General features: G+C 70.5%; 20 protein-coding genes. 5 read left to right on the top strand and 15 right to left on the bottom strand.

Going from position 1 to position 20,314, the window contains the following annotated elements:
• The first annotated feature begins 157 nt into the window (after positions 1 to 157).
• From AMYBE_RS0129220 to AMYBE_RS0129230, 3 genes are all read left to right on the top strand, one after another.
• Positions 158 to 844: a sigma-70 family RNA polymerase sigma factor gene (locus AMYBE_RS0129220; protein WP_020662945.1), complete on the top strand. Its 687-nt coding sequence runs from the start codon at positions 158 to 160 to the stop codon at positions 842 to 844.
• 102 nt (positions 845 to 946) lie between these two features.
• Positions 947 to 2,032 (top strand): DUF5667 domain-containing protein, encoded by a 1,086-nt coding sequence (locus tag AMYBE_RS0129225; RefSeq protein WP_020662946.1) that lies wholly within the window; start codon positions 947 to 949, stop codon positions 2,030 to 2,032.
• 176 nt (positions 2,033 to 2,208) lie between these two features.
• The gene (locus AMYBE_RS0129230) at positions 2,209 to 3,123 is read left to right on the top strand and encodes an HAD family hydrolase (protein WP_051124784.1); all 915 of its coding nucleotides are present in this window, start codon (positions 2,209 to 2,211) and stop codon (positions 3,121 to 3,123) included.
• Between the two features lie 45 nt (positions 3,124 to 3,168).
• Here AMYBE_RS0129230 and AMYBE_RS42480 read toward each other — a convergent pair whose 3' ends face one another.
• The 14 genes from AMYBE_RS42480 to AMYBE_RS0129300 all read right to left on the bottom strand — a co-directional run bounded on the left by AMYBE_RS42480 (position 3,169) and on the right by AMYBE_RS0129300 (position 17,704).
• Entirely contained in the window at positions 3,169 to 3,342 is a 174-nt protein-coding gene (locus tag AMYBE_RS42480; protein WP_245573263.1) for an endoribonuclease L-PSP, read from the bottom strand.
• 181 nt (positions 3,343 to 3,523) lie between these two features.
• The gene (locus AMYBE_RS0129240) at positions 3,524 to 4,540 is read right to left on the bottom strand and encodes a lysophospholipid acyltransferase family protein (protein WP_027928136.1); all 1,017 of its coding nucleotides are present in this window, start codon (positions 4,538 to 4,540) and stop codon (positions 3,524 to 3,526) included.
• Entirely contained in the window at positions 4,537 to 5,583 is a 1,047-nt protein-coding gene (locus tag AMYBE_RS0129245) for an NAD-dependent epimerase/dehydratase family protein (protein ID WP_020662950.1), read from the bottom strand. The genes AMYBE_RS0129240 and AMYBE_RS0129245 overlap by 4 nt, the downstream gene beginning before the upstream one ends.
• A gap of 253 nt (positions 5,584 to 5,836) precedes the next feature.
• A complete protein-coding gene (locus AMYBE_RS44265; RefSeq protein ID WP_007030867.1) occupies positions 5,837 to 5,938 on the bottom strand; it encodes a 30S ribosomal protein bS22 in 102 nt (33 codons plus the stop codon).
• 200 nt (positions 5,939 to 6,138) lie between these two features.
• Entirely contained in the window at positions 6,139 to 6,354 is a 216-nt protein-coding gene (locus AMYBE_RS0129255) for a helix-turn-helix domain-containing protein (protein ID WP_020662951.1), read from the bottom strand.
• Between the two features lie 344 nt (positions 6,355 to 6,698).
• Positions 6,699 to 7,511 carry a pyrroline-5-carboxylate reductase gene (gene proC / locus AMYBE_RS0129260; protein WP_020662952.1) on the bottom strand — a complete coding sequence of 271 codons (813 nt, stop codon included), beginning with the start codon at positions 7,509 to 7,511 and terminating at the stop codon, positions 6,699 to 6,701.
• 23 nt (positions 7,512 to 7,534) lie between these two features.
• Positions 7,535 to 8,365: a thioesterase family protein gene (locus tag AMYBE_RS0129265; protein WP_020662953.1), complete on the bottom strand. Its 831-nt coding sequence runs from the start codon at positions 8,363 to 8,365 to the stop codon at positions 7,535 to 7,537.
• 358 nt (positions 8,366 to 8,723) lie between these two features.
• Positions 8,724 to 10,400 (bottom strand): DUF3558 family protein, encoded by a 1,677-nt coding sequence (locus AMYBE_RS0129270; protein WP_027928137.1) that lies wholly within the window; start codon positions 10,398 to 10,400, stop codon positions 8,724 to 8,726.
• Between the two features lie 160 nt (positions 10,401 to 10,560).
• The gene (locus AMYBE_RS0129275) at positions 10,561 to 11,364 is read right to left on the bottom strand and encodes a sugar phosphate isomerase/epimerase family protein (protein ID WP_020662955.1); all 804 of its coding nucleotides are present in this window, start codon (positions 11,362 to 11,364) and stop codon (positions 10,561 to 10,563) included.
• 34 nt (positions 11,365 to 11,398) lie between these two features.
• The gene (locus AMYBE_RS45505; RefSeq protein ID WP_027928138.1) at positions 11,399 to 13,162 is read right to left on the bottom strand and encodes a hypothetical protein; all 1,764 of its coding nucleotides are present in this window, start codon (positions 13,160 to 13,162) and stop codon (positions 11,399 to 11,401) included.
• Between the two features lie 148 nt (positions 13,163 to 13,310).
• The gene (locus AMYBE_RS0129285) at positions 13,311 to 14,294 is read right to left on the bottom strand and encodes a Ppx/GppA family phosphatase (protein ID WP_027928139.1); all 984 of its coding nucleotides are present in this window, start codon (positions 14,292 to 14,294) and stop codon (positions 13,311 to 13,313) included.
• Positions 14,295 to 14,569: 275 nt separating this feature from the next.
• The gene (locus tag AMYBE_RS0129290; RefSeq protein WP_020662957.1) at positions 14,570 to 15,259 is read right to left on the bottom strand and encodes a response regulator transcription factor; all 690 of its coding nucleotides are present in this window, start codon (positions 15,257 to 15,259) and stop codon (positions 14,570 to 14,572) included.
• Positions 15,256 to 16,494 carry a sensor histidine kinase gene (locus tag AMYBE_RS0129295; RefSeq protein WP_020662958.1) on the bottom strand — a complete coding sequence of 413 codons (1,239 nt, stop codon included), beginning with the start codon at positions 16,492 to 16,494 and terminating at the stop codon, positions 15,256 to 15,258. Before AMYBE_RS0129295 ends, AMYBE_RS0129290 begins: the two co-directional genes overlap by 4 nt.
• A 352-nt stretch (positions 16,495 to 16,846) precedes the next feature.
• Positions 16,847 to 17,704: an aldo/keto reductase gene (locus tag AMYBE_RS0129300; RefSeq protein WP_020662959.1), complete on the bottom strand. Its 858-nt coding sequence runs from the start codon at positions 17,702 to 17,704 to the stop codon at positions 16,847 to 16,849.
• Between the two features lie 75 nt (positions 17,705 to 17,779).
• Between AMYBE_RS0129300 and AMYBE_RS0129305 the strand changes: the two genes are divergently transcribed.
• Positions 17,780 to 18,406: a response regulator transcription factor gene (locus AMYBE_RS0129305; protein ID WP_020662960.1), complete on the top strand. Its 627-nt coding sequence runs from the start codon at positions 17,780 to 17,782 to the stop codon at positions 18,404 to 18,406.
• A gap of 116 nt (positions 18,407 to 18,522) precedes the next feature.
• Positions 18,523 to 19,326 carry a hypothetical protein gene (locus AMYBE_RS0129310; protein WP_020662961.1) on the top strand — a complete coding sequence of 268 codons (804 nt, stop codon included), beginning with the start codon at positions 18,523 to 18,525 and terminating at the stop codon, positions 19,324 to 19,326.
• A gap of 69 nt (positions 19,327 to 19,395) precedes the next feature.
• Here AMYBE_RS0129310 and AMYBE_RS0129315 read toward each other — a convergent pair whose 3' ends face one another.
• A complete protein-coding gene (locus AMYBE_RS0129315) occupies positions 19,396 to 20,154 on the bottom strand; it encodes a phosphoglyceromutase (RefSeq protein WP_034289358.1) in 759 nt (252 codons plus the stop codon).
• Between the last annotated feature and the right edge of the window lie 160 nt (positions 20,155 to 20,314).

Below are 20,314 nucleotides of genomic sequence, written 5' to 3' on the forward strand. Positions count from 1 at the left end.
GGCGTTGATCACTGCCGGGTGACCCGAGAAAGGGAGTTGCCGTGCCGAAGCCGCCGGTCCACGACGCAGTGGAAGACGCGCCCCGGCCTGCGGCTGTGCCCGCTGCGCCCTCGGGGACCGGTCCGGCGACGTCTGGGAGAGCCGGAGGTGCCGAGCGATGACCCTTTCCGCTGAGTCCGCCGCGCCCGTTTCGATGTTCGCCGAGCGAGTCTTCGGAGCCGCTGTCCCGCTCACGCGGGCCGACGCGGAGCCGGACGCCGCCGAGGTGGCCAAGGCCGAAGCCTGGGAGCTGGTCCGCTGCGCCCAGGAAGGCGACTCGTCCGCCTTCGGCCGGCTCTACGACCGGTACGTCGACGTCGTCTACCGCTACGCGCTGTTCCGCCTGGGCGACCGCGACCTGGCCGAAGACGTCACCAGCGAGACCTTCCTGCGCGCCCTGCGCCGCATCACGTCGGTGAGCTACCAGGGCCGGGACGTCGGCGCGTGGTTCGTCACCATCGCCCGCAACCTGATCCTCGACCACGTGAAGTCGAGCCGTTTCCGCCTGGAGGTCGTCACCGACGAGGTGACCGAACCCGGCGGCATGCCCGGCGGCTCGGTCGGCCCGGTCGCCCAGGCCGGTCCGGAGCAGCAGGCGATCGCCGGCGCGACCCGTGCCGAACTGCTGCGCTGTGTCGCCGAACTGGGCGATGACCAGCGCGAATGCATTGTCCTGCGGTTCCTGCAGGGGCTGTCGGTCGCCGAGACCGCGCAGATCATGGATCGCAACGAGGGCGCGGTGAAGGCCCTCCAGCACCGGGCCGTGCGCCGCCTCGCCCAGCTGCTGCCGACCGGTTTGCGTTGATCGTTCAAGCAAAGACCGTAACTTCTTCGCCTTCTTAATCGTTTCTCCACGCAGACCGGTGTCAGGACCGGGCGGGTTTGTTTGTGGAGACGGAGCAGCACCGTGGGCGTGCCCGGGTGGTTTTCGCGGGGTCGGACCGAGAGCGATCGGTTCGACGACGCAGTCAACGCGTCTCCCGGCGCTCGTCCGGACGAGTTCGCCGAAGAACTGGCGCTGGTCGGCGCCCTGCGCGAACTGGGCCAAGCAGGCAGTCCCGACCTGGCGACCCGGACCCGGATCCGCACCGAAATCGAAAGCCGCATCGGCGAGCCGCTGCCCCGTCGTCACTGGCGCCCGCGGATGGCCGACCTGGTCGCCGCCGGCATCGCGCTGTTCCTCGGACTGACCGGCCTGACTCTGCTGCTGTCCCGCGACGCCGTCCCCGGCGATGCGCTGTACCAGGTGAAACGAGCCGGCGAGGTGACCTCGCTGGGGCTGACCTTCGGGGACGCCGCCAAGGCCGAACGCCACCTGGAGTTCGCCGCCAACCGCGTCGCCGACCTGGGCCGGATGGACGAGGCCAGTCCCGCCGCGTACCAGGTCGCGCTGACCGATTTCAGCAGCGACCTGCGAGCCGGCGTCGCCGGGCTCACCGAACTGGCGACGAAGAGCAGCGACCACGCCCGGCTGGCGGCCCTGCAGTCCTGGGCGCAAACCCAGTCGAGCGCGCTGCAGGCGGAAGAACCGGCTATCCCGGCCGAAGCCCGCGACGGCTTCCAGCGCGCCCAGTCGCTCCTGTCCCGGGTCCAGCAGCGCACCACCGCTCTCGGCTCCCGGCTGAACTGCTACCGCATCACCACTGGAACCACCGACGAGCTGGGCCTGCTGCCCGCCCACGGCGCCTGCACCCAGCAACCGGTCACGCCGCCCAGCCTGCCGACCCCGGACAGCCCAGCCCCCAGCGTCCCGGCAACCGGCTCGCCGCTGCCGCTGCACTCGGTGTCCTCGCCCAACCTCGGCACCCCCGGCACCTCCGCTCCCACCCGGCTGCCCACCTCGACGAGCGTGCCGCACCCCGCCGCCCCGCCCACCGTCCCCGCACCGATCCCCGCCCCCACCGCGCCGAGGATCCCGTCCCAGCCACCGCCGCCCCCGGTGATCTCGGTACCTCCAGTGCTGCCCGGCCTGCCCCCCATCGTCGTCGGCTAAGTCCGTGAATGGCCCCTTGAGAGACTGGGATTCCGTTAAGGGGCCCTTCACGGACCACCACCGGAACGCGACAGTTCCCCCAACACGGAGTCCCACGCCACACATCTCCAACGGGTGATTCCGGCAATCGCTACCCTGTCCCCCAGGACCCCCGGTCTCGTCCGTCGGGACCGAACCTGGAGGCGGTGTGCGTGTCAGCTTGGCGTGGCAAAGATAAAAGTCAGGAACTGGAAAGGCTCGCCACCCTGGCCGGCGAGGCGTCCGCCGAAGCGGCCGCGATCTCCGCCCAAGCGCAGGCGGACGCCCAGCTTCCCCCTGCTCCTCCGGACCTCACCGCCGCCGCCTTCTTCGACGTCGACAACACGATGATGATGGGCGCGTCGATCTTCTACTTCGCCCGCGGCCTGGCCGCCCGCAAGTTCTTCACCTCGTCGGATCTGGCCGGTTTCGTCTGGGACCAGCTCAAGTTCCGCATCGGCGGTCACGAGAACAAGGCCGACATCAAGACCCACCGGGAACGCGCTCTGTCCTTTGTGGCTGGTCGCACGGTCGAAGAGCTCACCACGATGAGCGAAGAGATCTACGACGAGCTGATGGCGGACAAGATCTGGTCCGGGACCCGCGCGCTGGCCCAGATGCACCTGGACGCGGGCCAGCGCGTCTGGCTGGTCACCGCGACCCCGATCGAGCTGGCCGCGATCATCTCCCGCCGGCTCGGCCTCACCGGGGCGCTGGGCACCGTCGCGGAAACCAAGGACGGCGTCTACACCGGCCGGCTGGTCGGCGACATGCTGCACGGCCGGGCGAAGGCGCACGCGGTCCGCGCGCTCGCGGCGCGGGAGGGCCTGAACCTCAAGCGCTGCACGGCTTATTCGGATTCGCAGAACGACGTGCCGATGCTTTCGGTGGTCGGCACCGCGGTCGCGGTCAACCCGGACAGCGGCCTGCGCGACGTCGCCCGGGCCCGCGGCTGGGAGATTCGCGATTTCCGGACCGGGCGCAAGGCCGCCCGGATCGGCGTGCCGTCCGTGCTTGGCGCCGGTGCGCTGGCCGGAGCCGTCGCCGCCGGAATGGCCTACCGGCGCCGCTGAATTCTCCTGCGGGGCCGGTCCTGAGCAGGACCGGCCCCGCACCTTTCAGTCCAGCACGGCGGTGGCTTCGACCTCCACCAGCAGGTCCGGCTCGGCCAGGAACGCGACGCCGATGCCGGTCAACGGAGCTTGCACGCGCACGCCCAGCGCCTTCTCCGCCCGCTGCACGCCCTCGACGAACTCGCCCATCTTCTCCGGCGACCACTCCACGAAGTACACCGTCGCCACTCAGAGCTGGGCGATCGCGCACGGGCTGGTCTCGCTGGTCGCCAACGGCCCCCTGCCGCGCGCCACCCTGGACCACGGCGCACCACTGCTCACCGCGCTTTTCGTGAGCGTCGGCGATGACCCGAAACGCTGCGAACGCTCAGTGCGCGCGGGCTGGAAAACGCACTGAGCCTCAGCCGCGGAAAATGCTCCGCCGCTGGGAAAGCCGCTGGTACAGCGACTGCTGGATGGACTCGCGCACCTGGTCGGTGAGCGTGAACACGAGCATCGGGTCGTCCACCGCGTCCGGACCCAGCTCGTCGGTGCGGATCAGCTGGCCGAACTCGATCGTCCACTTCGTCGGCAACGGCATCGCGCCGAGCGGACCGAACAGCGGGAAGAACGGGGTGACCGGGAAATAGGGCAGGCCGAACAGCCGGGCCAGCACCTTCAGATCGCCGATCTTCGGGTACGTCTCCTCGGCACCGACCACCGACACCGGGATGATCGGCACGCCCGCGCGCATCGCCGCGGACACGAATCCGCCGCGGCCGAAGCGCTGCAGCTTGTACCGCGCGGAGAACGGCTTGCCGACGCCCTTGAAGCCCTCCGGCCACACGCCGACCAGCTCACCGTTGGCGAGCAGCCGCTCGGCGTCGGCGTTGCAGGCCAGCGTCTGCCCGGACTTGCGCGCGAACGAACCCACCAGCGGCAGCTTGAACACCAGGTCCGCGCCAAGCCCGCGCAGATGCCGGCCGCCGGTCTCGTCGTGTACCGCGACGGCCGTCATCAGCGCGTCCAGCGGCAAGGTGCCGGAATGGTTGGACACCAGCAGCGCACCACCGGCCTTCGGCAGGTTCTCGACGCCGAACGTGTCGACCCGGAACCATTTCTCGTACAGCGCGCGCAGCGGCGGCAGGACGAGCGCCTCGGTCAGCTCGGCGTCGAAACCGAACTCGTCCACCTCGTAGTCGCCGGTGAGCCGGTGCCGCAGGAAGGTGAGCGCGTTGCGCACCGGCTCCGACAGCGGATCGGCTTCCGGCGCTTGGGGCGCAGGCACCGGGAATTCGACGACGGGCGCTTCCGCCCGCGTTTCCACCTGCTGCGGGATCTCGACCGGCTTCTCCCGGCCGGGCTTGTGCAGCGGAATGACCTGTGCCTCGGCACCGTTCACGGGGTGCACCTCACTTCCGGCCCTCGCGTGGTTCATCGGCGCGCCTGCCCGGTGGCGGCGGCCTCAAGCACCTTGCCGGCCAGACCGGCGAGCGCGGTGCCGTCGAGCACCGGACGCAGGCCGCGGCCGGCCACGTAGTCGTCGAACGCCTCGCGGGTGGTCCAGCGCGGCGTGTACCCGAATTCCTTCTTGAGCTTCGTGATGTCGATCGCGCGGCCGTAGTTCAGCAGCCGCACCTGATCGGCGGAGAAATCGACCAGCCGCGCGCCGCGCAGCAGCTTCCCGACCGACGGCACCACGCCGCGCGGCATCGGCAACCCGACCCGGCCCGCCCGGCGGATCGCCTGCGACAACGTGATCACGCCCTCGGACGCCACGTTGAACACTCCCGGCTTGTCCTCCAGCGTCGCCAGTTCGAGCACCGAGAGCGCGTCTGAGGCGTGCAGCAGCTGCAGACGGGCGTCGTAACCGAAGACGGTGGGTACGACCGGCAGCGAGAAGTAGCGCGCCAGCACGGTGTCGACCTCGGGGCCGATGATGTTCGCGAACCGGGCGAGCGTGATGGTCAGGTCCGGGCGGCGACGGGCCAATCCGCGTACGTAACCCTCCATCTCCACCGCGTCCTTCGCGTACCCGCTGGGAGCGGGCGGGATCAGCTCGGACTCCTCGGTGAAGACCGCCTGCGAACGCGCGCCCGCGCCGTACACGGCGGCACTGGACTTGACGACCAGTTTGCGCACCTTCGGTGCCCGCTGGCACGCCGCGAGCAGCCGCATGGTGCCGATGACGTTGACTTCCTTGACCGCCGCGCGCCGGCTCGGCCCGGCCGGATGCGCGGTGCACGAGGTGTGCACGACGGTGTCCACCTCAGCGCTGCTGATCACCTTCGCGATCAGCGGGTTGCGGATGTCCGCGCGGACGAACTCGGCCCGGCCCATCCGCTGCTGCACGGACTTGGCCGGCGGCGCGGTGTCGACGCCGATCACCCGCTCGAACTCCGGGTTGGCGCCGAGCCGGGCGAGAAGCTTCCCGCCAAGGTCGCCGGCGACCCCGGTGACGAGCACGATGTTCGAAGCCATGGATCTCCCTGTCGACGCCGATGCGGCAGTGATCACTCGAGGTGCGCGAGCCTGCACTCAGGGGAAGCATCGCGCGGACGCACCACCCATGTTACTGGCCGTTCGGGAGCACCTGACCAGCGCTAACCCGGTTTTAACAAGCGATGCTCAGAATGCGATCCGGGCCTCACTCGATCGGAGGAAACGGGTCCGAACATGAGTGTGGCCCGTCCAGAGACTGGACGGGCCACGAAACGCTAGCCGCGCGGACGGCTCACTTGCCGGCCTTGCGCCGCTGCACGCGCGTGCGGCGGAGCAACTTGCGGTGCTTCTTCTTGGACATGCGCTTGCGGCGCTTCTTGATTACGGAACCCATGGGCGCTCCTCAGTTGTCGTCGGTCACGCTGCCCGGCGCAGCGTCCAACGGGTGGAGCGCACAGGCACGAGCGGTTTACCAGGCTACTAGCGTCCCGACGCGGGCCGGTCGGCGGGCATGGTTTGACTCATGCCCGCGACCGATCGCCCCTTCGCCGCCCCGTTGCCGCGCAGTGCGGAACGGGGTCCGGCGAGGTGGCGCTACCCGACGTCGAAGTAGGCGCCCCGCAGGTACTCGTGCACCGCTTTTTCCGGCACCCGGAAGGACTTCCCGACTCTCACCGCGGGAAGCTCGCCGGAGTGCACGAGGCGGTACACGGTCATCTTGGAGACCCGCATGAGCGTGGCTACCTCAGCGACTGTCAAAAACTGGACCTGCCCAACCGCGGGCAAATCCTCCTTCTTGTTCGGCGACATGTTTACCGCGTCCTTCGACACGTGTCGCGCCACGAGGCTTCCCCACCTGTGGTATCGACACGCACGTGCTCTTCCGAGAGTAGCGGGACAGGTGGGACTCGTGCGACGCCTGTCACCAGGATGGGCCCTCACCTGCGGCTTCCACTAGCCCGGACGGCGCAACGGCACCCGGAATACCGGTTTCGGCGAATCAAGGGCGCGCGGGCAAGGGAGACCGGGACCACCCCGAATGCCGCCTTGACTCCCGGCTCCCGGCCGTGAAGGGAACCTTGAGGGACTCTGAGTACCTCAAGGTTCCCTTCACGGCCGACGACCCGAACCCTCGCGGGCAAACCTCCGAAGCATCAGCCCTCGTGTGCCCGCCCGAGCTCCTCCGAACGGTCCCGGGCCGCCTCGATCGCGTCCAGCAACGCCGCACGCACTCCGTGCTTCTCCAGCTCACGAATAGCGTTGATGGTCGTCCCGGCGGGCGACGTCACCGCCTCGCGCAGCAGCACCGGGTGGTCCTGGCCCTCGGCGAGCATCTTCGCCGCGCCGACCGCGGACTGGATGATCAGCTGACCGGCCAGCGCGCGCGGCAGCCCCAGCAGGATGCCCGCGTCGATCATGGCCTCGACCAGGTAGAAGAAGTACGCCGGACCGGACCCGGACAGCGCGGTCACCGCGTCCTGCTGCTTCTCCGGCACCTCCACGACCTGGCCGACATGCGACAGCAGTTCCTTGACGATCGCGACGTGCGCGGGCGTCGCGTGCTTGCCCGGCGACACCGCGCTCATCGCCTCGCCGACCAGCATCGGCGTGTTCGGCATCACTCGCACCACTGGGACGCCCTCGGCGAGACGCCGTTCGTACAGCGCCGTCGGCAGCCCCGCGCACAGCGACACGACCAGCGACGACGGACCGAGCAGCGGTGCCAGTTCGTCCAGCACCGGCTCGATGTCCTGCGGTTTCACCGCGACCACGAGCACGTCAGCCCGCCGGGCAGCGTCCGCGACGGTCACCGCGGTCATGCCCGGGTACCGGGTTTCCAGTTCGCGAGCTCGCTCCTCGTACCGCTCCGTGAAGAGCAGCTCGGCCGGCTTATGCCCGCCGCTGAGCAGGCCCGAAAGCAGGGCTTCGCCGATTTTTCCCGCACCCAGCACCGCGATGACACTCATGCCGCCAGCGTGCCAAACGCGGTTCAGCCGCCCGGTGCCGGGGCGAGCGCGAGCTGGCGGACCTGGGAGACGAGCCGCCCCTGCGCGTCGACCACGGTCGCGTCCGAGTCGAACCACGCCTCGTGCACCGACCGGGATTCGACGGTGATCCGCAGCCAGCCCGGGGCCGGACGGGTGCGCAGCAGCGACGTCATCTGGACCGTCGGCGCCCAGCCGTTGCGGCCGAGGTTCGCCACCACCGGCGGGTTCAGATCACCCGCCAGCAACGCGAAGTACGCGTCCGCCTGACCGGTGCGTGGCCGAGCCCACATCCGCAGCCGAGGCGGATCACCCGTCCTGCCCAGCAGAATTCCCGCGCTGGCCGAGTCCAGCCGGACATCGCAGCTGGCGGACAGGTGAAACGGGCCTTCCGGGGTCTCCGCACCGAGCTGCACCGCACTGGCCGGCGGCTCAGCGGGCATCTGCGGCAAGTCGGTCCACTCGGCCCGCCGCATCGGCAACCGGCCGATCGTGACGCGAGCCTCGACGCACGCCCTCCCCCGCTGTTCAAGCGACACCGCGACCACGGAAACGCGGCGGCCGACCTTCCGCACGTCCGCGCGCAGCAACACCGGCCCCAACGCCGGCGCGTGCAGGAACTCGGTGCTCACCGCGAGAGGTTCGACGCTCGCGTCGCCACGCTCGTGCATCGCCGCGACCGCGGTCTTGGCCAGCATCGCGACGAGAAACCCGCCGTGCGGATGCGTCCCGACCGCCCATTCCGCTCGAAGAGTGGCAGTGAACGTGCCATCCCCCAGCGACCGGACGGCGATAGCCGTGTCGAAGGCGGTCGCGGTGTCGTCCGCCGCGCTCACGGACGTCCGGCCACGGCGATACGGCGCGTGGAACCGGTTCCGGGGCAACAAGGACAACACGATCGCAACGGGGTCACGCCGGTGACTTTACGGTGCCGGGCGGCTTTTGCGGGCCGAGCTGGCAAGGGACCGCCCGGACAGCCGAGCAAGATCACCCGCCGGCCTGCCGCCGCACCGGCCGCCCAGGTGGCCGGGTAGCTCCGCAAAGGCCGGCGGCGGCAGCCGGATCAGCGGGAGTTCGACCAGTGACGCAACTTGTCCGGTGCGGTGCTTCGCGGATGCTCGACCCCGAGGGATGAGCTGCGCGACAGGTCCGGTCCACGACGGAGGCGGCGTTCGGCGGGTGCCCCGGCTGTGGTTACGGGAAGTACTTCTGGACCGTCTGCGTCATCGCCTTCTCCGCCTTGCCGAAGGCGTCCTGCGGCAGAATGTTGTACGCGTCGGGTGTGTCCTTGCCACGGCCGCCCTCACCCTTCACCTGGAAGTGCAGGTTGCCGCGCGCCCGCAGGTCGTTCGTCGGCGACAGGTAGATGTCGTACTGCGTCTTCTTTTCGTCGGTGTAGGTGAGTGCTGCCTTGCCCGCGATGGTCGTCTCACGCCTCTCCGGCGAGCCCTGGCCGTAGTCGCCGGGAACATTCACCGGATCCACGTTCACCTGGATCATCACATCGTGCTTGGGGTCCACGAAGAAGCAGTGCGAACCCCAGGTCACCGGCACGAATTCCTTGCCGTACAGGGCGACGACGGCGTCGTTGAACACCGCGCACTGCACGTTCCGGTTGTGCCCCGCGTCGGTCATGATCTGCTGCGGCGAGGATGCCAGCGTGACTTTCTGGTACGGCTCGCAGTCCGGCATTCCACCGGTCACCCCTAGGTCGGCGCACGCACCGCGGGCACCGGTGTCGTTGTCATTCGGGCCGTACAGCAGCTCGGTCGCCGGGGAGGTCTGGCCCGGTTTGCCGGTCGCGAGGCCCATCACGTGTTCGGCGAGCGTCGCGGCCGCGTCACAACTGCTGTTCTCCACCTGCACGGTCACGTCAGAGAACCACTTGTTCTGATTGCCGGAGGCGCCCGCGTCCCATTCGGCGCGGCAATGGTCGCCGAGGGTGGTCAGGCCGACCGTCTTGCCTGCGATCGACCGCGTCTGACCGGTCAGCTCGGCCGGGGTGTCGTAGAACAACTCGATCTTCGGGCCGACCTTCTCCGCCTCGGACGCGTAGGTCTCACAGCCGGCAAGCGGATCCTTGCTGCCGCTCGGCTGGTACCGGTACTTCTTCGCCTCGTCGCCCGGCAGCGCCGTGGCCAGCAGCGTGCAGCCGTCCCAAGCGGAGTAGGGCCTGCTCGCCGGCGCGATCGCAGCCGGGTTCCGGAGCTTCGCGACGGCTGCCTCCGCGTACTGGCGGACGATCGGGCAGACGTCGCCGTCGCCGCCGGTGAGCTCGTAGGAGAACTCGACCGTCAAGTCGAAGCTCACCGGGAACGCCAGCCGGCACGACGGGTGGTTAGTGGCAGTGGCGTACTGGTACGCCTTGGCGCCCGCCACGGTGACCGGGGCGCCGAAGTACCGCTGCAACTGATCGGAGTCGCTGCCGACCTTCACCTTTACCCCGGGGTCGCCCGGCGAGTAGTCCGACGACGCGACCAGAAAGCAGGCGTGCGGCCCTAGCGCGATCGTCGTCGCGTCGGGCTTGCCGCGCTGCCGTGCCACCGCCACATCGGTGAGCGCGCACGGATCGATGGCACGCAATGCGGCAGTGACCGCGGCCGCGGCGCGGCCCTTCGGCATCGGGGTGTGCGTTTCCGCCGGCATGCCGCCGTCCGACGCCGAGTCACCGTTCGACGAACTGCTGAGCAGCAATGGCACCGTGATCCCCGCCGCGACGACGATTACGAGCAGCGGGACCAGCCACAGCCACAGCTTCTTCTTCCGGGGCGGTGGTTGCGGCGGTCCCCACTGCTGTTGTCCCCATTGCGGTGGCGCGGACGGCTGCTGTTGTCCGAATGGCTGATGCGGCTGCTGCCCGTACTGAGGCATGCCGCCATACGGCGAAGCCACGTCGTTCCCCCCCGACATGTGCAACGGATCATCGTGTCCAGACTGGACGACAGCCTAGATGATCACCGCGCCGCCAGAGTGCCACTTTCGGGTGCTCGCCGGTTTCTGCGGCCGGAAAACGGTTTTCCAGCGAATTGGATCACTGCCCCAAATGCAACCGGGCGAACAACAGCGCCTCCGCCAGCGCCCGGACCCGCCCCGCCGTTCCGGCCGCCGACCGCGTGTTGACCTCCAGCACCACCTGCCCGGCGAACCCGTCCCGCACCAGCTTCTCCAGCAACTCCGCACAAGGCTGTCCCCCGTGCCCGGGGATCAAATGCTCGTCCTTGGGCACGCCGGTCCCGTCCGCCAGGTGCAGATGCGCCAGCCCCTCTCCCATCCGGTCGGCCAACGCGAGCGCGTCCATCCGCGCCGCCGCCGAATGCGACAGATCCAGCGTGTAATGCCGGAACCCCACGTCGGTGGGGTCGATCGACGGCCGGAACGCCGAAACCCGGGCGTCCCGGGAGCCGCCAGGCGGCCGCACCTTGAACATGTTCTCCACCGCGATCTGGATCCCGCTGGCGTCCTCCAGCTCGTCCACCAGATCGCCGAACGCGTCCCCGTACCGCCGCTGCCAGCGGAACGGCGGATGAACGACCACCGTCCGCGCGCCCAGCTCCAGCGCGGCGTCCACCGACCGCCGCAGCCGGACCTCCGGGTCCGGCGACCAGATCCGCTGGGTGATCAGCAGCGACGGCGAATGCACGGACAGCACCGGCATTCCGGTCCGTCGCGACCAGCGCCGGACCGCCGAGACGTCCTGGCTGATCGGATCAGCCCAGACCATGACCTCGACCCCGTCATAGCCGAGGTCGGCCGCTATCTCGAACGCCGCGCCAGCGCGCAGCGGCCACACCGACGCGGTACTCAGTCCGACGGGGACAGACGCGCTTTCAGTCACGCGATCATCCTGCCCCAGCCGTGCCCGACCGCGGCTACTTGGCTACCAGCAGCAAGGCCGCCGGCGACACGGTGACCACCAGGCCGACCAGGATCGCCAGCAAGGTGGTCTGCAGGTCCTCGGCGCGCCGGATCTTTCGCACGATCCACACCAGCGCGACGATCACCAGCAGCGCGCCCACGAGCGCGGCCGGCGCGAGGTTGACCCACAGCCAGTTGAAGCCGAGCCACACGCCGGCTCCGCCGACCACGCCCAGCGCCAGCTGGCCGGCCAGGGTCAGCCACTGCTTGCCCGCCGAGGCCGCCGGGGCCTCCTCGGCCGCCGGGGCTTCGTCGGCGACGGCTTCCTCGGGGTAGTCGTCGTACTCGTCGCCCTGCTCGTAGCCGTCGCCCTGGTCGTAGCTGCCGTCGTGTTCGTAGCCCTCGGCGTGCTCGTACCCGTAGCCGTCGTCGCCCTCGAAGTCCGGCGAGCCCGCGGGGTATCCGCCCGGCTCGGCGAACTCGCGCTCGTACTCGGACAGATCGTCGGCGGCCGGTGCCTGCTTGCCGCCCGGCGCGAACGGCATCGGGGCCGGGTAGCCCTGGGTCGGCGGGCCGGCGTCGTACTGCGCGGCGGGCTGCTGCGGCGGGTACTCGTCCTCGTACCCGTCCTCGGCGTAGTCGTCGTCCTCGTATCCGTCGTCCACGTAGTCCCCGGCCGGGCCGGGCTCGGCAGCGGCGGGCACCGCCGGCATCACGCCGACCTCGGTGTCCTCCAGTTGTTCCTGCTGACGACGCTGCCGCCAGCCGGCCAGACCGGCGGGTTTGCCCTCCTCTGGCTGGCCGTCGACCGGGACGAACTCCTGGGTGCTCGGTTCGGCCTTCGGGGCCGGGCGACGGGCGGGCGCCCGGCGCGGACGGCCCGGCGCGGCGCCGGGTGCCGGGAACGCGCCGCTCGCCATCGGCGCGGCGGGCGGTTCCGCGGCTTCTCCGTCGACGCCGTCGAGACCGTCCAGCCGGGCGGACAGGCTGTCCTGCCCACCCGGCCCGGACGCGGGCGCGGCGGGCGGCTGCGGGGCCGGGCGGCGGCGGACCGGCTGCGCCTGGGCGCGGGTCTCCTCGCCGGGCTGCGGGCGACGGCCCGGCACCGGCATCTGACCGGACGGCTGCGGCGGCACCGGCATCTGACCGGAAGGCTGCGGGGCAGGCGGACGCGCGTAACCGGTGTCCTGCGGGGCGGCCGGGCGCAGGAAGCCGGTTCCCTGCGGACCGGCCGCGGGCGGTGCGGGACGGGCGAACTGGCCCGATTCCTGCGGCGGGGCAGGCGGACGCTGGTATCCGGTGTCCTGCGGGCCGCCGGGCCGCGGGTACTGCCCGGACTCCTGCGGCGCGCGCACGTAACCGGACTCCTGCTGCCCGTTCACCGGGTACTGGCCGGAGTCCTGCGGCGGAGCCGGCGGGCGCACGTAGCCCGGGTCCTGCGGGCCGTTGACCGGGTACTGCCCGGACGGCTGCGGCGCGCCGTACTGGCCGGAGTCCTGCTGGCCCGGACGAGGCGGACGCGGCGGCACCGGGTCCGGACGGCGGCGGCCGCCGCCCGGCGGACGCGACGGGGGCGGCGGAGTGCCGCCCTCGGCGGCCACCCGGTCGATGATCGCCTGCGGGCCGGTGTCGGTGAGTCCGGAACGGCGCGGGGCCTCGTCCTCGTCGTCGGAGGCCCTGCGCCTGCGTCGCCGTCCGCCGTCGACCTGCTGCCCATGCTGGGCGAGCAGTTCGGCCACGGTCTTCTGGGGCTGGTCGCCGCCGGTCTGGTCCGTCATACCGTGCTGTCCAAAGCGCGCTCGGGGTTGGTTGTGGTCACTCGGGCACGCACGCCCTCGGCGCCGCGCGCGATCGACCCCGTGCTGTGCATGTCCGTCACCTCTTCACCGTGCCTGGTCCTCGTCCGCCAAGTCCAGTCCGCTGCTGTCACCGGTCCTCCCCGTTCGCCGAAACGCCGACGAGCGCGGCCCCAGCTTCGTCCGATCCGCCGGTGTGGTCCAGCCGGCGCAGGATGACGCCCTCTCGCAGCGCCCAAGGGCAGATCTCCAGCTCGGTGAGAGAGAGTGCCCGCATCGCGGCCTGTGCCACGAGCGCCCCCGCCACGAGCTGGTGCGACCGGCTCGCGCCGACGCCTTCGAGCTGCGCCAGGTCCGCGGCGGTCATCCGCGAAATGAAGGCGATGAGCTGACGCAGGGCGGTGTCGGTGAGCGTACGGCGCACGCGGGGTCCGGCCGCCGACGGGGCCGCCCCGGTCAGCCGGGCCAGCGAGCGGAACGTCTTGGAAGTGGCCACCACGCGGTCCGGCGGACCCTGCGCGACGACCTTCTTCGCCAGCCCGGCGAGCTGGTCCTCAAGCCACGCGGAGGTCGCGACGACCTCGGAACGAGTCGGCGGGTCGTTCCGGAACCGGGTGCGGGTGGTGCGGCCCGCGCCGAGCGGAAGCGATTCGGCCAGCTCGGGCTCCTCGTCGCGGCCCATGGCGACCTCGAACGACCCTCCGCCGATGTCCAGCACCAGCAGCTTTCCGGCCGACCAGCCAAACCAGCGGCGCACCGCGAGGAAGGTCAGCCGGGACTCGTCCGGTCCGGAGAGCACTCGCAGGTCCACGCCGGTCTCGGCACCGACCCGGGCGAGCACCTTCGCCGAGTTCTTCGCCTCGCGCACAGCGGACGTGGCGAACGCGAGGACGTCCTCGCAGCCGAGCCGAGCGGCCGCTGCTTTGGCCGACTCGACCGCTCGGACGAGGCCGTCCTCGCCGGACCGGCTGAGCTCGCCGGACCGGGTCAGCTGTTCGGCCAGCCGCAGCACGGTTTTCTCGGAGTGCATCGGGGTCGGGTGAGCGCCACGATGGGCGTCGACCACGAGCAAATGGACGGTATTGGAACCGACGTCGAGTACCCCTAGGCGCACGAGGATTCAGCGTACCGGTCCCAGCACCAGGTCTCGAAACTGTAACCAACTCCACTCGGATCAGCGTCAACTCAGCGTGCGCGTCCCGGCACGGTGTGCGCTGAAAAACGCCCCAATGCCACATTCGGTGCATGTGACGCACCCAATGTGGCATTCGGTGCGTCACATGCACCCAATGCCACATTGGGGCGCGACGGACCCGACCGACCCGACGGCCCGGAGGCATGACGGTCCGGAGAGCCCCGGCGAACCCCTCAACTCGCCGGGGACGCCGATCACGTCTCGAACTTGTAGCCGAGCCCGCGCACCGTCACCAGGTGCCGCGGCGAGCCCGGGTCCGGTTCGATCTTGGAACGGAGCCTCTTCACGTGGACGTCCAGCGTCTTGGTGTCACCGACGTAGTCCGCGCCCCACACCCGGTCGATCAGCTGGCCGCGGGTCAGCACCCGGCCGACGTTGCGCAGCAGGTATTCGAGCAAGTCGAACTCCTTGAGCGGCAGCGAGACCTCGGCGCCGTCCACGGTCACCACGTGCCGTTCGACGTCCATCCGCACCGGGCCGGCCGAGAGCACCAGCGGGGCCAGCTCGCCGTCCGTGCCCGGCTCGCCGCCGCGGCGCAGGACCGCCCGCACGCGGGCGATCAGCTCGCGTGCCGAGTACGGCTTGGTCACGTAGTCGTCGGCGCCGAGTTCGAGGCCGACCACCTTGTCGATCTCGCTGTCGCGCGCGGTCACCATGATGACCGGCACCGCGGACCGCTGGCGCAGCTGCTTGCAGACGTCGGTGCCGCTCATCCCGGGCAGCATCAGGTCGAGCAGCACGATGTCCGCTCCGTTGCGGTCGAATTCCTCGAGCGCCTGCTGGCCGGTGACGGCCACCGCCGCGGTGAAGCCCTCCTTGCGCAGCAGGAAGGCGAGCGGGTCGGCGAAGGACTCTTCGTCCTCGACAATGAGAACCCTCGTCACAGGTTTCCTCCATGGTCTGGGCTGGAGAGCTCCTGCCCGGTTGCCACGAGCCGGGGTGTCCGCTCGGGGGTCATGTCCGGCCGCGCCGGGGCGGCCTTGCGCGCGAGGTCGGCCGGTTCGGTGCGCACGTGCGCGGGGATGCGCAGCGTGAACGTCGAACCGGTGCCGGGACGGCTCCAGAGGCCGACCGAACCGCCGTGGTTGGCCGCGACGTGCTTGACGATCGCCAGGCCGAGCCCGGTGCCGCCGGTGGCGCGGGAGCGTGCTTTGTCCGCGCGGTAGAAGCGCTCGAACACCCGCTGCTGTTCGTCCTCGGCGATGCCGATGCCGCGGTCGGTCACCGCGATCTCGACCATCCCGTCGGCGAGCCGGCGGGAGATCGACACCGGACTGCCCGCCGACGAGTACGCGACCGCGTTCTCCAGCAAGTTCGACAGCGCGGTGACCAGCAGCGTCCGGTCGCCCTCGATGAGCAGGCTGCTGGGAGCGTCGGTGGTGATGGTGATGGCGGCGGATTCCGCGGACAGGGTCGTGCGGCCCAGCGCTTCCCGCACCACGGCGTCGACCTCGACCACGTTGAGGTCGGGCAGCCGCTCCGCGCCCTGGAGCCGGGAAAGCGCGATCAGCTCGGTGACCAGCTGGCCGAGCCGGGTCGACTCGCGCAGGATCTTGCTGCCGAACCGCCGGACCTCCTCGACGTCCTCGGCGGCGTCCAGCACGGCCTCGGTGAGCAGCGCGATCGCGCCGACCGGGGTCTTGAGCTCGTGGCTGACGTTCGCGACGAAATCGCGCCGGACCGCCTCCAGCCGGATCGCCTCGGAGTGGTCGACGGCCTCGACCACGGTGAATCCGTCGCCGAGCGGCCGGACCTCGCCGAGCACCGCCTCGGGCTGCCGGCGTCCCCGGTTCTCCAGCGGCGAGAGGTCGACCTCCATCGGCTCGTCCGTCTCGACCACCTGCTCGGCCGCCTTGCGCGCCCGGGGGTCGGCCTGGTTGACGCGGACCAAACCCAAGTCGTACGCACGCGGATTGTGCAGCACCAGGTCGCCGAAGCGGTTGAGCACGACGATGCCGTTGTTGCTCGAACGGATGAGCCGTTCGAGCAGTTCGGCGACGGTCGGTCCAACCGGCCGCGCCGCTACGCGCCGGGCGCGCGCCCGGGCGATCAGGAAACCGGCGACCGCGCCGACGACAAGAGCGCCGATGGCCGTCAGCAAGGCAACAGGCGTGGTCACGAAGGAATCGTAAGCATCCCGGTAGCCTTCCGGCCTAGTGCCAGAAGCCCTCTCGTGAGGCGAGTGACACTTGAGGGGGACATATTCGCCTCGGAGTCAGCCCCCGTTCACCCGTTCGAGATCTTTTGACCACGAGGGCAGGCTTCCGCCCCGAGGTCAGCGGGCGGATCGGGCGGGCCGGGAGCGCGGTGGGACGGGTGAGCGGGGTCACCGGTGTTCGAGGCAACAGTCTGTCCCCCGAAGGTCCGGACCAGACGAAGAGAACGCCTGGCCGGCCGGGCGACGCTGCCGCCGCCCGACCCGTCCCGACGCGGCTCGGCCCGGCGGACCGAGAGGCAGCGGCGCGACACGGTCAGCGCGTCTCGAGAGCCGCCAGGTCCTCCTCCGACAACTCCACCGCCGCCGCGGCCACGTTCTGCTCCAGGTGCCCGACATCGCTCGTCCCGGGGATCGCCAGCACGTGCCGGCCCTGGGCCAGCGTCCAGGCCAGCCGCACCTGTGCGTCCGAAATCCGGTGCCGCCTGGCCACCTCGGCGACCCGCTCCCCGGCGTCGGACTGTCCACTCGCGACCGCGAAGAACGGCACGAACGCCACCCCCTGCTCACCGCAGATCCGCAGCAGCTCGTCGTCTTCCCGCCGCGCGGAGAGGCCGTATTGGTTCTGCACGCACACCACCGGCGCGATCGCCTGCGCTTCGGCCAGGTGCTCGACTCCGACGTTCGAAATCCCCAGCTCGCGAATGAGCCCCGCCGCCCGCAGCTCGGCCAGCGAGCCGGTGCCGCGGTCCAGCCCGGTGCCGATCCGCAGGTTGACGACATCGAGGTGGTCGCGGCCGAGTTCGCGCAGGTTCTGCTCCACCTGGCCGCGCAGCTCGTCGGGACGGGCGAACGGCAGGAACTGGCCGGACGCGTCGCGCGCCGGGCCGACCTTGGTGGTCAGCACCAACTCGTCGCCGTAGGGCGCGAGGGCGGTCTTGATCAGCTCGTTCGCCCGCCAACCGGAGCCGAAGTAGAACGCGGCGGTATCGATGTGGTTCACGCCGAGTTCGATCGCCCGGCGCAGCACCGCGACCGCGCGACCGGGGTCGGCGGACTGGTTCGGGTCGAGGGAACCACCGAGCCGCATCGCGCCGAAGCCGAGCCGGTTGACGGGGATCGAGCCGAGCTGCCAGGTGCCCGCGGCAGCGGCGGGAAGGGTCGTTTCGGTCATGTCCCCAGCGTGCTGCGCGCCGGGGCGCGCGACGGCGGTTTGGCACCAAGCTGCCAACGCTGGACACTGGACCCCGTGTCCCGAACCGAGGACGTCGCCAGCCTGCGCGACGAATACGAGCTGGTCGAGCGGGCCGGCCACCTGCTCGCCGGCGCTGACGACTTCGCTTGCGCCGCCAACGATCTGCACACCTGGTCGGCGATGCAGAAGTTCGCCGAGGAGCTGCCCAGACCGCGGAAACTGCGGGTCCGCAAGGTCTACTTGTCCCGGGTACTGCTCGACCCGGCCGGTGCCGAGCACCTGCGGATGCTGCGCGAGTTCGGCGCGGAAGTGCGGATCAGCGACCACGAGATCAACGAGACGATCCTGCTGGACAACCGGGTCGCCATCCTCGCGGCCGGTCCCGGCTACACCGTGACCACCAAGCCGGACCTGGTCCGCGGCATCGCGTCGCTGTTCGAGACCGCCTGGCGCGCGTCGACCGCGATGGCGGCGTACGAGACGCGGTTCGCCGAGCTGCGCCAGTACACGCCGCAGCTGCTGCATCTGCTGTCGTCCGGGTCAACCGACGAAAAGGCAGCCCGCGAGATGGGGGTGGGGCTGCGCACGTACCGTCGGCGCGTGGCCGAACTGATGGAAGTACTGGGGGCGACCTCGCGGTTCCAGGCGGGCGCGCTCGCCCGAGATGCGGGTTTGCTGTGAGGCGGGCGTTCATCGCCGCGGCCTTGCTGACAGCCGGCTGCAGCGGTGGTAGCGCCCTCTCGCAGCCAGGCCCGTCGCCAGCGCCGTCCTCGCCGCCGCCGGCGAATCTGGCGTACGTGGACGCGCAAGCGACCAGCGATGCGGCAGCCGGGGTGAAGCAGGCCGTCGAGGGCGCGTTCAGCTACGACTCCACCAAACCGGACGATGTCGCGAAGGCCGAGCAGCAGTACCTCACCGGCTCGGCCCGGGCGCAGTTCGACAAGACGTTCGCCGAGGTCCGCGACAGCGCGGTGACGACGAAAACGCAGGTCATCGAGACTGGCGTGGCGGAGCTGACCGCGAACGGCGCGCGGGTGCTGATCACCGCCGAGCAGCACAGCAAGCGGTCGGACGGGGCCTCGAACCAGGCCGCCGCGCTGATGCTGGTCACGGCGGCCAAGTCGAACGGCCACTGGCAGCTGTCGGACTTGAGCTTCGACCCGCGCGGCGCGATCGCCCAGGCATCCGGCTCGGCGCAGGGCACGGGAGCGGCTCGCGACGCGGCGGTCGACTCCGCCAAGCGGGACGGCGCCGTCCTGATGACCGTCGACCCGGCGACTATCGACACCGCCTACGACACCTGGGAAAAGATCACCGCGGAGCCGCTGCTGACCCAGTTCCGCACCGACCGCGCGCAGACGATCGCGCACCTCAAGCAGTCCGCGACCAAGGCGACCTGCGCACCGGACTCGCCGGCCGCGCTGACGTCGCTGAGCGCGGACGGCAAGCAGGCGTCGGCGCTGCTGGCGGCACGGGTGGCCACCGCCGGCGGGCAGCAGCAGCCGGCGGAACGCCAGCTGCCGATCCACCTCGATCTGGTCTGGCAGGGCAACGAGTGGAAGGTGTCCGCCATCAAACCGGTGACCGCACCCGGTTCCTGAACCCGGACAACGAAACAGCCTCGCGGGCGCCCGGTTCGGGCACGCGCGAGGCTGTTCGGCGGAAAAGGCTCAGCGGCCCTGGTTCGCGACCGCGGCCGCGGCGTCCTTCGCGGCTTCCGGATCGAGGTATTCGCCGCCCGGCTTGACCGGGGTCAGGTCGGCCAGGTTCAGGTCGTAGCGCAGCGGGATTCCGGTCGGGATGTTCAGGCCGGCGATGTCCTCGTCGGAGATTCCGTCCAGGTGCTTCACCAGCGCGCGCAGCGAGTTGCCGTGCGCGGCGACCAGTACCGTGCGGCCCGCGCGCAGGTCGGGGACGATCGACGACTCCCAGTACGGCAGCAGCCGCTCCACGACGTCCTTCAGGCACTCGGTCAGCGGAGCCTGGTCGCCCAGGTTCGCGTAGCGCGCGTCGCCCGCTTGGCTGAACTCGTCTTTCGGGTCGATGGCGGGCGGCGGGGTGTCATAGGACCGGCGCCAGAGCATGAACTGCTCCTCGCCGAACTCCTCCAGCGTCTGCTTCTTGTTCTTGCCCTGCAGCGCGCCGTAGTGGCGCTCGTTGAGCCGCCAGTCGCGCTTGACCGGGATCCAGTGCCGGTCGGCGGCGTCCAGTGCGATGTTCGCGGTGCTGATCGCGCGGCGCAGCAGCGACGTGTGCACCACGTCCGGCAGCAGACCCGCTTCGGCCAGCAGCTGCCCGCCCTGGCGGGCTTCGCGCTCGCCGGTTTCCGACAGCGGAACGTCCACCCAGCCGGTGAACAGGTTTTCCGCGTTCCACGTGCTCTGCCCGTGCCGCAGCAGCACCAACGTCCCAAGCTCGAGTTCGGCCATGGCCACCAGCCTGCCAGAGCGCACCAGCGAAGCCACCGGTGCGTCCTGCCGTCTACACAGAGTGCGTTACCGATTGGTAGCGACGTCACTCTCAGAGCACGCGGATGGTCAACAAGACGACAAAAGAGTGCAAGCTGCTGCGCACCGTTATCGACGTTGC

The sequence above is a fragment of the Amycolatopsis benzoatilytica AK 16/65 genome (assembly GCF_000383915.1).
Lineage (GTDB): Bacteria > Actinomycetota > Actinomycetes > Mycobacteriales > Pseudonocardiaceae > Amycolatopsis > Amycolatopsis benzoatilytica.